This window comes from Actinosynnema sp. NPDC050801 (genome assembly GCF_040673975.1).
In the GTDB taxonomy this organism is placed as follows: Bacteria; Actinomycetota; Actinomycetes; order Mycobacteriales; family Pseudonocardiaceae; genus Actinosynnema.
Genome location: NZ_JBFAQZ010000018.1, coordinates 147,306 through 160,474, shown reverse-complemented (window position 1 = coordinate 160,474; position 13,169 = coordinate 147,306). Strand labels below are relative to the sequence as shown.

The 13,169-nt window shown below is 71.2% G+C and carries 17 protein-coding genes and 1 pseudogene; 9 read left to right on the top strand and 9 right to left on the bottom strand.

The features are described from left to right. Window positions 1–265: 265 nt before the first annotated feature. On the top strand, window positions 266–448 hold the full coding sequence (locus AB0K14_RS31430) for a hypothetical protein (protein ID WP_360464668.1): 183 nt from the start codon (window positions 266–268) through the stop codon (window positions 446–448). Between the two features lie 118 nt (window positions 449–566). On the opposite strand, the pseudogene AB0K14_RS31425 reads toward AB0K14_RS31430, so the two are convergent. After that, window positions 567–872 (bottom strand): annotated as a pseudogene (locus AB0K14_RS31425) (nucleotide pyrophosphohydrolase); the annotation flags it as partial. Continuing rightward, window positions 869–1,822 (bottom strand): AraC family transcriptional regulator, encoded by a 954-nt coding sequence (locus AB0K14_RS31420; RefSeq protein ID WP_360464665.1) that lies wholly within the window; start codon window positions 1,820–1,822, stop codon window positions 869–871. The gene AB0K14_RS31420 and the pseudogene AB0K14_RS31425, both read right to left, overlap by 4 nt. A 71-nt stretch (window positions 1,823–1,893) precedes the next feature. Between AB0K14_RS31420 and AB0K14_RS31415 the strand changes: the two genes are divergently transcribed. After that, window positions 1,894–2,694 (top strand): NAD(P)H-binding protein, encoded by an 801-nt coding sequence (locus AB0K14_RS31415; RefSeq protein ID WP_360464662.1) that lies wholly within the window; start codon window positions 1,894–1,896, stop codon window positions 2,692–2,694. A 10-nt stretch (window positions 2,695–2,704) separates the two neighbouring features. On the opposite strand, the gene AB0K14_RS31410 is transcribed toward AB0K14_RS31415, so the two are convergent. The 3 genes from AB0K14_RS31410 to AB0K14_RS31400 form a co-directional block, all read right to left on the bottom strand. Then, window positions 2,705–3,775 carry an XRE family transcriptional regulator gene (locus tag AB0K14_RS31410; RefSeq protein WP_360464659.1) on the bottom strand — a complete coding sequence of 357 codons (1,071 nt, stop codon included), beginning with the start codon at window positions 3,773–3,775 and terminating at the stop codon, window positions 2,705–2,707. A 23-nt stretch (window positions 3,776–3,798) separates the two neighbouring features. After that, window positions 3,799–4,443, bottom strand: a complete 645-nt coding sequence (locus tag AB0K14_RS31405; protein ID WP_360464656.1) for a hypothetical protein — start codon at window positions 4,441–4,443, stop codon at window positions 3,799–3,801. Window positions 4,444–4,530: 87 nt separating this feature from the next. Beyond that, window positions 4,531–5,250, bottom strand: coding sequence for a DUF3558 domain-containing protein (locus AB0K14_RS31400; protein ID WP_360464653.1), 720 nt, complete (start codon window positions 5,248–5,250; stop codon window positions 4,531–4,533). On the opposite strand from AB0K14_RS31400, the gene AB0K14_RS31395 reads away from it, so the two are divergent. Both AB0K14_RS31395 and AB0K14_RS31390 read left to right on the top strand, forming a co-directional pair. Beyond that, a complete protein-coding gene (locus AB0K14_RS31395; RefSeq protein ID WP_360464651.1) occupies window positions 5,228–6,031 on the top strand; it encodes an alpha/beta hydrolase in 804 nt (267 codons plus the stop codon). The two genes, AB0K14_RS31400 and AB0K14_RS31395, sit on opposite strands and share 23 nt — an antisense overlap. Further along, a complete protein-coding gene (locus AB0K14_RS31390; RefSeq protein WP_360464678.1) occupies window positions 6,031–7,230 on the top strand; it encodes a SpoIIE family protein phosphatase in 1,200 nt (399 codons plus the stop codon). The genes AB0K14_RS31395 and AB0K14_RS31390 overlap by 1 nt, the downstream gene beginning before the upstream one ends. Window positions 7,231–7,258: 28 nt before the next feature. On the opposite strand, the gene AB0K14_RS31385 is transcribed toward AB0K14_RS31390, so the two are convergent. From AB0K14_RS31385 to AB0K14_RS31375, 3 genes are all read right to left on the bottom strand, one after another. Next, window positions 7,259–7,801, bottom strand: a complete 543-nt coding sequence (locus tag AB0K14_RS31385; protein ID WP_360464648.1) for a hypothetical protein — start codon at window positions 7,799–7,801, stop codon at window positions 7,259–7,261. A gap of 111 nt (window positions 7,802–7,912) precedes the next feature. Beyond that, a complete protein-coding gene (locus tag AB0K14_RS31380) occupies window positions 7,913–8,290 on the bottom strand; it encodes a peptidase inhibitor family I36 protein (RefSeq protein ID WP_360464645.1) in 378 nt (125 codons plus the stop codon). A 67-nt stretch (window positions 8,291–8,357) separates the two neighbouring features. Next, window positions 8,358–9,209 (bottom strand): DUF72 domain-containing protein, encoded by an 852-nt coding sequence (locus AB0K14_RS31375; protein ID WP_360464642.1) that lies wholly within the window; start codon window positions 9,207–9,209, stop codon window positions 8,358–8,360. Window positions 9,210–9,355: 146 nt separating this feature from the next. On the opposite strand from AB0K14_RS31375, the gene AB0K14_RS31370 reads away from it, so the two are divergent. Continuing rightward, window positions 9,356–9,496, top strand: coding sequence for a hypothetical protein (locus AB0K14_RS31370; RefSeq protein WP_360464639.1), 141 nt, complete (start codon window positions 9,356–9,358; stop codon window positions 9,494–9,496). Window positions 9,497–9,529: 33 nt separating this feature from the next. Then, on the top strand, window positions 9,530–10,267 hold the full coding sequence (locus AB0K14_RS31365; RefSeq protein ID WP_360464636.1) for an arylamine N-acetyltransferase: 738 nt from the start codon (window positions 9,530–9,532) through the stop codon (window positions 10,265–10,267). Here AB0K14_RS31365 and AB0K14_RS31360 read toward each other — a convergent pair. After that, window positions 10,260–10,997 (bottom strand): DUF72 domain-containing protein, encoded by a 738-nt coding sequence (locus AB0K14_RS31360; RefSeq protein WP_360464674.1) that lies wholly within the window; start codon window positions 10,995–10,997, stop codon window positions 10,260–10,262. The two genes, AB0K14_RS31365 and AB0K14_RS31360, sit on opposite strands and share 8 nt — an antisense overlap. A 125-nt stretch (window positions 10,998–11,122) precedes the next feature. On the opposite strand from AB0K14_RS31360, the gene AB0K14_RS31355 reads away from it, so the two are divergent. Genes AB0K14_RS31355 through AB0K14_RS31345 form a run of 3 tightly spaced genes read left to right on the top strand, consistent with a single transcriptional unit; the run spans window position 11,123 to window position 13,168 of the window. After that, window positions 11,123–11,581, top strand: coding sequence for a YbaB/EbfC family nucleoid-associated protein (locus tag AB0K14_RS31355; protein ID WP_360464633.1), 459 nt, complete (start codon window positions 11,123–11,125; stop codon window positions 11,579–11,581). A 10-nt stretch (window positions 11,582–11,591) separates the two neighbouring features. Further along, complete coding sequence (locus AB0K14_RS31350) at window positions 11,592–11,894, top strand: type VII secretion target (RefSeq protein ID WP_360464630.1); 303 nt, start codon at window positions 11,592–11,594, stop codon at window positions 11,892–11,894. Then, window positions 11,891–13,168 carry a hypothetical protein gene (locus AB0K14_RS31345; protein ID WP_360464628.1) on the top strand — a complete coding sequence of 426 codons (1,278 nt, stop codon included), beginning with the start codon at window positions 11,891–11,893 and terminating at the stop codon, window positions 13,166–13,168. Before AB0K14_RS31350 ends, AB0K14_RS31345 begins: the two co-directional genes overlap by 4 nt. Window position 13,169 lies beyond the last annotated feature (1 nt).

Genomic DNA, 13,169 nt, shown 5'->3' with positions numbered 1-13,169 from the left:
GTTAAGCCTTCCAGCGCCGATGGTACTGCACTCGTGAGGGTGTGGGAGAGTAGGACGCCGCCGAACAATTCTTCAGCCTTCAGGGGCATCCGTGGATACGGGTGCCCCTGAAGGCTTTTTGCGTTCAGTGCAAGTTCCGGTCCGGCTTTCCACGCGACGGCGACCCGTCACTTTCCGGTGGCTTCCACCGCTATTCGGGCGACGCACCTCGCGCGAGCGGGTGACGCACGGATCGCCGCCTTTGATCGTCCATACCGTAGCCGGCATGAGCAGCGGAGAGTGGACAGGGGAGGCGCCGGTGCCGTGGCGCGCACGCAGACGAATCAGCCGAAGAGGCCGGCACTCCCGTGCCAGCCTGCCGTCCTCCGAGACACCGATGTGGGCCTCGGTCGTCCTGGGCCTGGTCGTCCTCGTATGCCTGATCCTGCTCCTGCTGACCTACCTGTAGCGGCACCTCACTCGACGGGCTCAGCGCCGCCGGCCTTGAGATCCCCGGGCCCGACATCCACCGACTCGACCGGCTCGACGTCCACGGGCTTGAGGTCCACCGGCTTGAGGCCACCGGTCGGGAAGCGCCGTTCGTTGCGCTCGATCTTGGCGAACGCCGCCTCGATGAGGTCCACGTCGAGCTTGTCGGCCAACCGCACGAGGTAGTGCACGACGTCCGCCAGCTCGTCCCGCACGTGCCACGCCAACTCGGGGTCGTCCATGGCCCGCGCGGCCTGCTCCGGCGTGAGCCACTGGAACAGGTCGGTCAGCTCGCCGACCTCCCCGGACAACGCCATCACGAGGTTCTTCGGGGTGTGGTACTGGTCCCAGTCACGCGCGGCGGCGAAGCGGCGCAGGGCGTCCCGCAGGTCTTCCAAGTTCATGCCCGCAGAGCTACCACACGGTGGTCGCCAGGCCGGCGGTGGTCGCTCGGCCGCACGCCGCGCACCCGCTTGAACGCCGTGCTGAACGTGAACCCGTCCGCGTACCCGACGGCACGTGCCACCGACCTCACCGTCGCATCCGGTCTGCGCAGCAGGTCCGCGGCCACGTCCATGCGCCACTCGGTCAGGTAGGTCAGCGGCGGCACTCCGACCAGCGCGGTGAACCGGCGCGCCAACGCCGTCCGTGACGCCCCGGCGCGCGCTGCGAGTTCCGCGACGGTCCAGGCGCGCTCCGGCGAGTCGTGCATGGCGTGCAGCGCGGGGCCGACGATCTCGTCGCTCAACGCCCGGTACCACGCCGGCGTGTTCGTCTCGGATCCGTCGAACCACTCACGCAGCGTGTACGCCAGCAGGAGGTCCAGCAACCGTTCGAGAATGATGTCCTGCCCGGCCTGCTCCTTGGAGATCTCCGCGGACAGCACGTCCAAGGTCGGGCAGTGCTCGTCCTCGCACGACACCACGAACGCCGCCGGCAGGGCGTTGAGCAGCCGACGGGCCATGCGGCTCTCGACGTCGTAGGCGGCGGTGATCACCACCGTGTCGTGCTCGCCGGCGCTCTCGTCGGCACCCTCGTCGGCGAAGCCGTACGTGCGGGGGCCCACGCGCCACTGCTCGCAGTCCGCCGCGGTGATCTCCAGCTGCGGGGACGTGGACGGGTCGTCGGCCAGCACGAACCGCAACGGGCCGCGGACCAGGCCGACGTCACCGGGGCGCATGAGGATGCTGGTGCCGTCCTCGACCAGCAGCCAGGTGTCGCCGCGCACGGCCGTGACGAGGGTGAACGGCGCCGTCACCGGGAACGCCAGGGACCACGGTGGTGAGGCCAACGAGCGGCACACGTCGGCGTGCTGCGCGTGCACCCCGCGCAGGAGATCGGTGAGAGGGTCCACGTAGACGATTGAACATGCATCCGGGACGGTGAGCCATGTTCCGCCCAGCACGATCTTGATTGTCTGGTGGCATGACAATCCTGGTTATCGGAGCCACCGGCAAGACCGGCCGTCGCGTCACCTCCGCCCTCGACGCCCGCGGTGTCGCCCACCGCCCCGTGTCCCGCAGCACGGACATCCGCTTCGACTGGTCGGACCAGTCCACCTGGGCACCCGCCCTCGACGGCGCCACCGCCGTCTACCTCGTGCCGCTCGCGCTCAACCTGGACGACACCGAGGTGGCGGCGTTCGTGCCGCAGGCGGTGGAGGCGGGTGTGGGGCGGATCGTTCTGCTGTCGGCGCGCGGGCTCTCGTCGGACGACGGCCGTGAGCGCGCCGTGCGGGAGTCGGGGGTGGACTGGACGGTCGTGCGGCCGACGTGGTTCGCGCAGAACTTCAGCGAGGACTACTTCCTGCCGGAGGTGCTGGCGGGCGAGGTCGTGCTGCCCGAGGGCGGTGACGGCGCGCACCCGTTCATCGACGCGCAGGACATCGCCGACGTGGCCGTGGCGGCGTTGACGCAGGACGGGCACTCGGGGGTGGAGTACGAGGTGTCGGGGCCGGAGGCGTTGACGTTCGGCGAGGCGTTGGCGCGGATCGGCGAGGTGTCGGGGCGTTCGATCCGCGTGGTGGACGTGCCCGCGGCCGACTACACCCGCAGGTTGGTGCAGGCCGGCATCGACGAGGCGTACGCGGAGGTGCTGACGATGTCGCTGACCGCGATCCGCGACGGCCACGACGCCGCGCTGTCCGACGGTGTGCCGTCCGTGCTGGGCCACGACGGACGGCTGTTCGGCGACTACGTCAAGGACGCGGCCGGCGCCTGGGCCTGAAGCCGGACGGCTACCTCGGGACGACGGTGAGGTTCGGTCGGGTGGGGCGGCCGGTGTCGCCCTGGCCCGGCAGGGCGGTGAGCACCAGGCCGAACACGAGCCCGTTCAGCTCTTCCACGTCCAGCAGCAGTTCGCGGGCTATGCCGTGCGGCGTCGTGCCCCTGGCGCGCAGGGCGCGGAAGACCTTGGTGAGCCGCTGGGACGTCTCGCGCCGGTCCATGCCGGCGGTGCCGCGGTCCATGCCCGCGGTGCGGCGATCCGTGCCGGCCGAGCGCCGGGCCAGTTGGGCGCACACCGTCGCGTGCTGGGTCCGGGTGAGCAGGCCGAGGGCGTGCAGGCGGTGCGCCAGGGTCAGCGGCGACACGTGCCAGGTGGCGCTGTGCGCGACGACGTGCTCGGTGAGCGGGCCGCGCGGGATGGCGGCCAGCACGCCGGCCCGGGGCAGCAGGAACGCGGTGGCGAACGCGTGCGCGTCGACGTTCCCGGTCAGGTGGCCGAGCTCGCGGGCGGTGTCGAAGCGGGCCTGGCCGGGTGCCGCGGTCGGGTCGAGGAAGACGTACGGGGTGCCGTCGTGGTGGCAGGAGAACGGTCCGGCGGCGGCGCAGTCCGGCGGCAGGGAGAAGACGCGGACGCCGTGTGCTTCCAGCAGGTGGACCATGTTGGGCGCCGGGCGGTGGGGGATGCCCCAGCGGGCGCGCACCACCTCGGCCGCGGTCTCCGGGTCGGGGTGCTCCCACGTCGGCACGTCCGGCTCCGGGAAGGTGAAGGCTCGGCTCAGCCAGCCGTCGAAGTCGACGGCCAGGCGTGCGGCGCTGACCGCGGCGTCCCGTTGCCGCTGGGACGGCTGGGCTCGGGTGCCGTCGAACGCCACCTCGACCTCCGGCACGTCGTCGGCTTCGAGGAAGCCCGGCGGGAAGCCGAGTGCCTCGGTGAGCCTCGCGGCGGTGTCGGGTCGTGGTCGGCGGCGGCCGTGCTCGTAGTCACCGATGCTCGCCGGGCTGGTGCCCGCCTTGCGCGCCAGTTCCACCGCGGTCAGACCGCGACGGGTCCGGGCCAGGACGAGGCGGGAGGGCGTGAGCATGATCGCGCCATTCTCGCACCCGCCTACGGGCGTGGCGTGACGGTCACGTCGACGTCCTCGGGACCGTGGTGGCCGTGCGGGTCGCGTGGTGCGGGCAGCGGGCCGAACACCAAGGGCGGCAACGTGATCCGGCGTGCCCACCGGTCCACGACCTGGCCCTGCGGCGTGGGCTCCGGCTGCGCCACCTCGCGCAGCACGACCAGCCGCTCGCCTTCCTGGTGGGGGTAGGTGACGAGGAACCACAGCTTCCACTCGTGCGTGTGCAGCGAGTCGAAGAGCGTGAACTGGTCGCGGTCGTTGCCGCGCATCATGGCCGCTATGGCCGGTCCCTTGGCGTAGTCGCTGCGCAGCGGGGCGCCGGGGGTACCGGTGTGGCGGTTGCCCTGGAGGGTGCCGAGCACGACCGGTTTGGTGGGGTGCTGGACGAGGCCCGCGTTCCACTTGTCGACCCGCGTCCAGCCCTCGGCGACGAGGACCTCGCGGAGTCTGCCGACCCGGTGGATCCAGTCCAACAGGCCGGCGCCGTTGGTCGGGCCCAGCGGTGGCGCGGAGGCCCGGGCGTCGACCCCGGCCCAGATCGCCTCGTCCAAGTGGTCCGTGCGCAGCCCGAGCTCGGCCAGTTGGGCGTGGTGCTCGGCGGTCAGCTCGGTGGCGTTCGACATCCTCATGACCGGCACGGTAACCCCGACCACCGACAGTCCGGCCGCCGACGATCCGGCCGCTGTGACGATCTGGCCGCCGGGGATCCGGCCGGGTCACCCCAGCAGGTTGTGCACGGCGGCCTCCGCCAGTCGCCGCGCCCCGTCACACGGTTCGGTGCCCTGGTCACCGGCACCCGCGCCGGTGAACGACGCGACGAGGTACTGCCCTTCCGCCATGTCGACCATCACGTCGCAGGAGGCGGTGTCGGACGGCACCGTGACCGTGATGGCAGGGAAGCCGAGGACCGGTCCGGTTTCGGTCGGCTTGGCGGCCCGCTCGCCGCCGGTCCAGGCCTCGATGCCCTCGGTGGGCACCGGGATCAGGCGGTAGCCCGCACCGGTCGCGGTCCACGAGCAGCCGGTGGTCTCGTACACCTTGACGGGTATCGGTTTGCCCGCGCCGGCGATCCCGAACTCGGCCAGTTGCCCGGCGGTCAGGAGCGCGCACGGATCCTCGCCGTCGAGCCTCACCTCACGCGGTCGCGTCGGCGGTGCCGCGGTCGCCGACCCTGCCGCCGATCCGGCCGATGTGCCGGCGGGCGTCTCGGTGGTGGGGGTTCCGGGCGTTGCACCGCATGCCGTCGCCGTCATCAGCGCCAGTGCCAGCACCAGTACCGCCGGCCCACCGACTGGAAGTCGCCGCATGGTGTCCCTGTTCTGCCGCGTGTGGCTTGCCGTGGCGGTGAGACGTCGGTGTCCGCCGCCCGGTTCCCGAGCGGTATGGGCGTGGTGGAGGTGACAGGATGAGCCGATGGACGTGCGCAGCAGGAACAACGTGACGGTGACCGGCAACGCCGACGGTCCCGTGGTCATGCTCGCGCACGGGTTCGGCTGCGACCAGACCATGTGGCGGCTGGTCGTGCCCGCGCTGGCCGAGACGTGCCGCGTCGTGCTGTTCGACCACGTGGGCGCCGGGAAGTCCGACCTCTACGCGTGGAGCGAGCGGCGTTATTCGACGCTCGACGGGTACACCCGGGACGTGCTGGACATCTGTCACGAGTTGGAGCTGCGCGACGTGGTGTTCGTCGGGCACTCGGTGTCGGCGATGGTCGGGGTGCTGGCCGCGGTCGCGGAGCCGGCGACGTTCGCCAAGCTGGTGCTGGTCACGCCGTCGCCGCGGTACATCGACGACGGCGACTACCGGGGCGGGTTCAGCGCCGCCGACATCGACGAGCTGCTCGACTCGCTGGAGAGCAACTACCTGGGCTGGTCGGCCGTGATGGCGCCGGCCATCATGGGCAACCCCGACCGGCCGGAGCTGGGCGAGGAGCTGACCAACAGCTTCTGCCGCACCGACCCGGAGGTGGCCCGGGTGTTCGCCCGCACGACGTTCCTGTCGGACAACCGCGCGGACCTGGACCGGGTGACCGTGCCGACGTTGGTGCTGGAGTGCAGCCACGACGTGATCGCGCCGCCCGAGGTCGGTGCGTTCGTGCACGCGCGGATCCCCGGCAGCACGCTCGTCACGCTCGACGCGACCGGCCACTGCCCCCAGCTCAGCGCCCCGGAGGCGACCGCGGCGGCGATCGCGAGCTTCGTGGCGGACCTGCGGTGATGTGCGGGAGCGAGCCGGATCACGACCGCGAGCTGTTCTCCGCGCTGTTGGAGGACAGCGCGGAGGACCTGTACGAGAACGCGCCGTGCGGCTACCTGTCCACCATGCTGGACGGGCACATCGCGAAGGTGAACGGGACGCTGCTGCGCTGGTTGGGGTACGAGCGGGAGCAGCTGGTGGGTCGGCTGCGGTTCGCCGACCTGCTCAGCGTGGGCGGCAAGCTGTACCACGAGACCCACTTCGCGCCGTTGCTGCGGATGCAGGGCCACGTCGGCGGGGTGGCGTTGGAGATGGTCGCGGCCGACGGCACCCGGTTGCCGGTGCTGGTGCACTCCACGGTGAAGACGGGCGGTGACGATCAGCCGTTGCTGATCCGCACCACGGTGTTCGACGCGAGCGACCGCCGTGCGTACGAACGGGAGTTGCTGCGCGCCCGGCAGGTGGCCGAGCGGGAGCGCGACGAGATCCGGCGGCTCGCCACGACCCTCCAGCGCACCCTGCTGCCGCCGGTGCTGCCCGCCGTGCCGGGCTTGGAGACGGCCACGCACTACCACCACGCCTCGCCGTTCGAGGTCGGCGGCGACTTCTACGACCTGTTCCCGCTGGCGGACGGCCGGTGGGCGTTGTTCTTGGGCGACGTGTGCGGCAAGGGCGCCAACGCGGCGGCGGTGACGTCGCTGACCCGGTACACGCTGCGTTCGGCGGCCGTCTACGACCCGGACCCGGCCACCGTGCTGACCAACCTCAACACCGTGCTCAACCAGGAGCAGAACGGCGGGCACTCGCGGTTCTGCACGGTGACGTTCGGCGTGCTCGCCGTCGAACCGGACCGCTGCACCCTCACCCTCGCCGCCGGCGGCCACCCACCCGGTCTGCTGCTGCGGGCCGACGGCACCGCCGAGTACGTGGAGATGCCGGGCGGTCAGCTGATCGGCATCCTGCCCGACGCCCGCGTCGTCACCACGACCGTCCACCTCTCGCCGGGGGACACGTTCGTGCTGTACACCGACGGCCTGACCGAAGCCCGGACCGGTCGCGACACCCGGTACAGCGAGGAGGACCTGCTGGAGTTCGCGGCCACCCTGCCCCCGGTGTCCGCGTCCGGCGCGGTCAGCGCCCTCGTCGGCCTGCTCGACCGGCTGGGCAAGGGCGTGGAGGACGACACCGCCGTGTTGGCGATCGGCGTGCCGGCCCGTTAGGACTCCCCGCGGTGCACGAGCGGGCCGCTCATCGCGGCCGTCCGACCGGTAGGCCGAGCAGCCGTCGGCCCGTGACCAACGCGATGCTGGTGAGCACCAGGGGCATGGCCAGCAGCAGCATGAGCGTCCACACGGCGGGCCAGGAGATGGTGCGGACGTCCGGGCCGTCCTGGCCGAGCGGTGCCGACGACATCCCGAGCGACAGGCCGACGAAGGCGAACATGGTCATGAAGAGCGACGACGTCCACGCCACGACGATCCCCGAACGCAGCTCGCCGACCCTCTGCAGATCGAGGTGCTGGGCCGACACGTGCCGGCGGGCGGCGAAGAGCAAGACACCCGCCAGGACCACCATGACCACGCTGCCGCCGACCAGCGACCAGCTGAAGACGCCGAGCGCCGGGTACACGGGAGGCAGTCGCCCGCCGAACAGCGCGAGGAGCGGGATCAGCACGAGGCAGGCGATGATCAGCAGCAGGGAGACCCTTCGGCACGTCGTGCGGATCCGGTGCGCGTGCGGCGCCGGGATCCACAGGTACCGCGGTGGCACGGGTGGTGGCGGGTAGCTCACGGTGCTGCCAATCCGGCTCGTCGTGGTGGGCCGGTTCGAGCACCGGGTCCGCTCACGCTATTGCGGTGCGTAGTCAACCAGGTTCGGAAAGTAGTCGGAATCCGGGGCGGCTCAGGGCTCCCAGACCTGGATGGCCCGCACGACGAAGGGGGCGTCCGGCACGTACGTGCCCTTGCCCGGGTAGGTGGTGAACTCCGCCTCGGTTGAGCACGTGGCGCCCTGGTAGACCGACACGTCCCTGTTCAGGCGGTTGGCGAAGGACCGCGCCACGAAGCCGTCCGGCAGGGGGATGCACTCGCGCGGGTTCGCGGTCTCCAGGTCGAGGCGGTGGGAGTCGCCGGTGTAGTCGGCGGCCGACCACACGCAGAACTCGCCGCGGTCGCACTGCGGGCCGGGTCGCGGGTCCTGTTGCCGCGCCACCGCCGTGCCGCCGGACGCCAGGGCGCCGGCGGTGAGGGCGAGGGCTGTCACGAGGCCGCGGGTGGTCATTCGGGTCACCTCCACGCACTCCAGAGTGCTGCGGCCGGCGTCGGCGTGGGGGCGGGTCGGCCGTCGTTCACCTGATTGTGTGGGCCGGTCCCGGTGTCGGCAGCGCGAGGCGTTCGGCGAGTCGGAGGGCGTCGTGCGGTGCGACCGCGTCGGTGTCGTTGTCGAAGTACACGTAGACGTCGTGGTCGGCGGCCCAGCCGCGGACCTTGGCCGACCAGGCGTCGAGCTCGTCGTCGGAGTAGCTGCCCACGTACAGGGCCTGGTTGCCGTGCAGCCGCACGTAGGCGAAGTCCGCCGTGACGTCTTCGAGGTAGGGGAACCGGCCGGCGGAGTGGGACACGACCAGCGCGATGCCGTGCGCGCGGAGGAGGTCGTGGAACTCCGGGACCAGGAACGTCGGGTGCCGGACCTCCAGGGCGTGCCGCAGGGGTCGGTCGGCATCGGTGGTGGTCCAGGCGCGTTCTCCGGGCAGACGGGCGTCGTGCCGCTCGGCGAGGTCGGCCGCCGCCGCGGTGGTGCGGGGGAGGAGGTCGAAGAAGGTGGCCAGGCGGTCCGGGTCGAACGGCAGCTTGGGCGGCAGCTGCCACAGGAACGGTCCGAGCTTGGCGCCGAGTGCGAGCACGCCGGAGGCGAAGAAGTTGGCCAGCGGCGTCTCCACGTCGCGCAACTGCTTCAGGTGCGTGATGAACCGGCCGCCCTTCACCGCGAACAGGAAGTCGTCCGGCGTCTGCTCGGCCCACGCCCGGTAGCTCGACGGGCGTTGCAGCGAGTAGAACGAGCCGTTCAGCTCCACCGACGTCATCAGCCGGGAGATGTGCTCCAACTCCCGCCGTTGCACCAGGCCCCGCGGGTAGAACGCACCACGCCACGTCGGGTACACCCAACCCGACGTCCCGATCCGAACCTCACCCGTCACCACCGAGGGGTACCCGGATGATCTCCGGCGTACCACGCGGACTGGTGGGACCATGCCGGTGTGAGGTTCGCCGACCGCCTGCTCCGGCTGTTGGCTGAGCATCCGGAAGGGCTCAGCGACAGCTCAGGCAGGAGCACCCGGACGACGAGGTGGCGTTCGCGTTCCCGGATGTGCCGACCTACCGCTCGTTGGTCCGCACGATCGAGATGGCGGTGGCAACGATGCGCCTGTCGGTGTTCTTCGTCCGCGACGACGGTTCGGTCGAGGCGTGGTGGGAGGCGCGGTCTTGACCTCCAGCGCACTCGAAGGTGCAAGTTGGTGCCATGGACGACCGGACACTCGACGCCTACCTCGCCAGGATCGGCGCGACGCGCACCAGCACCCTCGTCGATCTGCACGAACGGCACGTTGCCGCGGTGCCCTTCGAGAACCTCTCCATCCACCTCGGCGAGGAGGTCGTGCTCGACGAGGGCCTGCTCGTGGACAAGGTCGTCAACCGGCGGCGCGGTGGGTTCTGCTACGAACTGAACGGGGCGTTCGCGGCGCTGTTGCGGGCGTTGGGGCACGATGTGCGGCTCTTGTCGGCCAAGGTGTGGGTCGACGGCGTGTACGGGCCGCCGTTCGACCACATGGCGTTGCGCGTGGGTGATCTGCTCGTGGACGTCGGTTTCGGGCGGTTCAGCCTGCGGCCGTTGGACCTCGTCAGCCGGGACGAGCAGCGCGACCCCGCCGGTGTGTTCCGGGTGGTCGACACGCCCGAGGGCGACGTGGACGTGCTGTTCGACGGCGTGCCCCAGTACCGGCTCGAACTGCGCCCGCGTGCGCTGGAGGAGTTCCGCGCCACGTGCTGGTACCAGCAGACGTGGCCGCGGTCGCCGTTCCGGCGCGGTGCGACGTGCTCGCTGCCCACGGCGGACGGGCGCATCACCATCGCCGGCAACAAGCTGATCACCACGACCGGCGACGGGAAGGTGACCGAGGAGTTGGACGACGACGCGCTGCTCGACGCCTACGCCAAGCACTTCGGCATCGTGCTGGACCGCGTGCCACGGCTCAGCTGACCCGCTCGGCCAGGGCGAGGGCGTCGAACGGCGCCGCGCCGCGCATGGTGTTGTCGAAGTACACGTAGACGTCCCGCTGGGCCGACCACTCGCGGACCCGGGAGGCCCAGCGGTCGAGGGCGTCGTCGGAGTACGCGCTGACGTACAGCTCCTCGTCGCCGTGCAGCCGGACGTACACGAAGTCGGCGGTCAGCTCGTGGAGCTCGGGGAAGCGGCCGGCGGACTCGGCGACGACGAAGGAGACGTTGTGCCGTGCCAACAACTCCGCCAGTTCGGGCGTGTCCCAGCTCGGGTGCCGCACTTCGAGCGCGTGCCGGACCGGCGGGCCTGGTAGCAGGTCCAGGAACGGGGCGAGTCGTTCCGGCCGCCACGGCAGCATCGGCGGCAGTTGCCACAGGACCGGTCCGAGCTTCGGCCCGAGGTCGAGGACACCGGAGTCGAAGAACGCCTCCACGTCCTTCCCGACGTCCCGTAATCGCTTGTCGTGGGTGATCTCGCGGTGCGCCTTCACGGCGAACACGAAGTCGTCGGGCGTGCGCTCGAACCACGACTTGTAGTCCGTCGGTTTGCGCAGCCCGTAGAACGAGCCGTTGATCTCGACCGTGTCGAGTCGCCGTGACAGGAACTGCAATTCCAACCGCTGTTGCAACCCGCGCGGGTAGAAGTCGCCGCGCCACTCGGGATAACGCCAGCCGGAGGTGCCGATTCGGATTTCACCCACGGTGACGATGTTGCCCATGTGAGTGATCGCTGAAACGTGACGACGGGTGGAGTGCACCGGATCGTCGTAGTGATCGCCGTCCACTCGGTCCAACATCGACCGGCCGGCGGTCACGGTGCGCTATAACGGTGTGCATGTCGGAGCCACGGTGGGACGGTCTGCTCAGCGGTGACCCGGGCCAGGCCGAGCGCAGCGTCGACGACTGGGTCGAGGGCATGCGGCAGCGTGCCGACAAGCTGCAGGCGCTGCGCGCCGAGGTGGAACGCATCCAGGTCACCGAGACCAGCGCGAACGGCGCCGTGGTGGTGACCGTCGACTCCAGCGGCTCACCGGTCGACATCCGGTTCACCGACCGGGCGGGCGCGGTGCGGCCGGAGGACCTGGGACCGCTGGTGATGGGCTGCCTGCGCACGGCGCGCGCCCGCATCACCGCGCAGGTCCGCGACGCGGCCGAGGCGAACATGGGCGGCGACCTGCCCGACACCCGCCGGATGCTGGTGGACAGCTATCGCGAGCGGTTCGGTGAAGCGGCCCCGCCGCCGACCCGGACCAGGCACGACGACGACTTCGGCGACGATTCGTACCTGGCTTGAGGGGGCGACCATGACCGGCTACGACGTCCTGCCGACCGAGCTGCGCGCGCACGCGGGCAAGCTCGACGCGTTGGCCGAACGGCTAGGCGAGGCCGTGCACGCGGCCCGCGCGGTGAGCATGGCCGACGGCGCGTACGGGCAGCTCTGCCAGTTCCTGCCGGCCGTGATGCGCGGTATCGAGGAGCAGGCGGGCGCCGCGCTGACCGCGGGCGCGAAGGGCATGGCGGACATCTCGACCAACGTCCGCTACACCGCCGACGAGTACGAACAGCGCGAGGACGACGCCGCCGTGACGTTCGGCGGCCTGCGATGACCGGCGGCAACCCGCTCATCGCGCCGGTGCAGGACAGCACCCGCTGGTACTCCGGGATCGGCGTCGCCGAGTCCGCCGCCGACGTCAAGTCCGGCATCGAGAGCGGCAGCTGGGTCGACATCGGGCTGGGCGTCGCCGGGGTCGGCCTGGAGGCGCTGAGCTTCGTCGTCGACCCGTTGGGCTCGCTGTTCTCGGCCGGGGTGTCGTGGCTGATCGAGCACGTCAAGCCGCTGTCGGACGCGCTGGACTGGCTCGCGGGCAACGCCGACCTGGTCGCCTCGCACGCCCAGACCTGGAAGAACGTCGCCAAGGCCGTCGGCGAGGTGCGCGACGACTACACGCGTGACGTCGCCGCCGACACGGCCGGCTGGCAGGGAGCGGCCGGTGACGCCTACCGGGCCGCCGCCGCGCGCACCGCCGACGTGCTGGGCGGCGGGTCCACCGCGGCCGACGGCTTCGGCTCGGCCGTGGAGATGGCCGGCGTGGTGGTCGCCGTGGTCCGCGAGGTCGTCCGCGACCTGATCGCCGACCTCGTCGGCCGGCTCATCTCGTGGGCGTTGGAGGTGGCCTTCACGCTCGGCCTGGCCACGCCGGTGGTGGCGGCGCAAGCGGCGGCGGCGGTCGCCCGGTGGGGCGCGAAGATCGGCGACATCCTCAAGAAGCTGATCCGCACGATCGGCAAGCTGATCCCGTTGCTGCGCAAGCTCGGCGACGTGTTCGACAAGGTCCGCAAGGTGCTGGACGACCTGAAGTCGCCCGCCCGGCAGGCCGACGAGGCGCCCAGGCCGGGGCAGACCGGCGGCGCCCGGCCGGTGGACGACGGGTCGCTGCGCGCGTACGACCGGATGGAGCGCTGGTCGGAGAACGCCTACCAGTCGATCCGCGGCTCCGACGACGTCGACGACGTCGCCGGGCACGTGAGCGGTGTCCAGCGGGCCGACGGCAGCACCGGGTTCAGCCGGGCGGAGATCGAGCAGATCAAGAACCACGTCTTCGAGGACCTGCACCCGTTGGAGGGGCAGAACGGCGGTACCGTGATGGCGCGGTTCGACCCGAGCCCCGACATGGCCGAGGCGTGGCTGCGGCTGCGGTCGGGCCGGGCGCTGCCGGAGGACGTGGCCCTGCTCGAACACGAACTGGCCGAAGCCCGATACTGGCAGCAGAACCCCAACGCCTCGTACAAGGACGCACACGCCGCGGCGAACGCGGTGTCGCAGTGGGAGACCCGGATCCCTCCGCCGTCCAACGAGGACTACAGCAAGCCCTGGAGGTAGG

Coding starts and splice junctions, on each gene's coding strand:
- AB0K14_RS31430 (WP_360464668.1), top strand. CDS start 266: ATGAGCAGCGGAGAGTGGACAGGGGAGGCGCCGGTGCCGTGGCGCGCA.
- AB0K14_RS31415 (WP_360464662.1), top strand. CDS start 1,894: ATGACAATCCTGGTTATCGGAGCCACCGGCAAGACCGGCCGTCGCGTC.
- AB0K14_RS31410 (WP_360464659.1), bottom strand. CDS start 3,775: ATGCTCACGCCCTCCCGCCTCGTCCTGGCCCGGACCCGTCGCGGTCTG.
- AB0K14_RS31405 (WP_360464656.1), bottom strand. CDS start 4,443: ATGAGGATGTCGAACGCCACCGAGCTGACCGCCGAGCACCACGCCCAA.
- AB0K14_RS31395 (WP_360464651.1), top strand. CDS start 5,228: ATGGACGTGCGCAGCAGGAACAACGTGACGGTGACCGGCAACGCCGAC.
- AB0K14_RS31390 (WP_360464678.1), top strand. CDS start 6,031: ATGTGCGGGAGCGAGCCGGATCACGACCGCGAGCTGTTCTCCGCGCTG.
- AB0K14_RS31380 (WP_360464645.1), bottom strand. CDS start 8,290: ATGACCACCCGCGGCCTCGTGACAGCCCTCGCCCTCACCGCCGGCGCC.
- AB0K14_RS31365 (WP_360464636.1), top strand. CDS start 9,530: ATGGACGACCGGACACTCGACGCCTACCTCGCCAGGATCGGCGCGACG.
- AB0K14_RS31355 (WP_360464633.1), top strand. CDS start 11,123: ATGTCGGAGCCACGGTGGGACGGTCTGCTCAGCGGTGACCCGGGCCAG.
- AB0K14_RS31350 (WP_360464630.1), top strand. CDS start 11,592: ATGACCGGCTACGACGTCCTGCCGACCGAGCTGCGCGCGCACGCGGGC.
- AB0K14_RS31345 (WP_360464628.1), top strand. CDS start 11,891: ATGACCGGCGGCAACCCGCTCATCGCGCCGGTGCAGGACAGCACCCGC.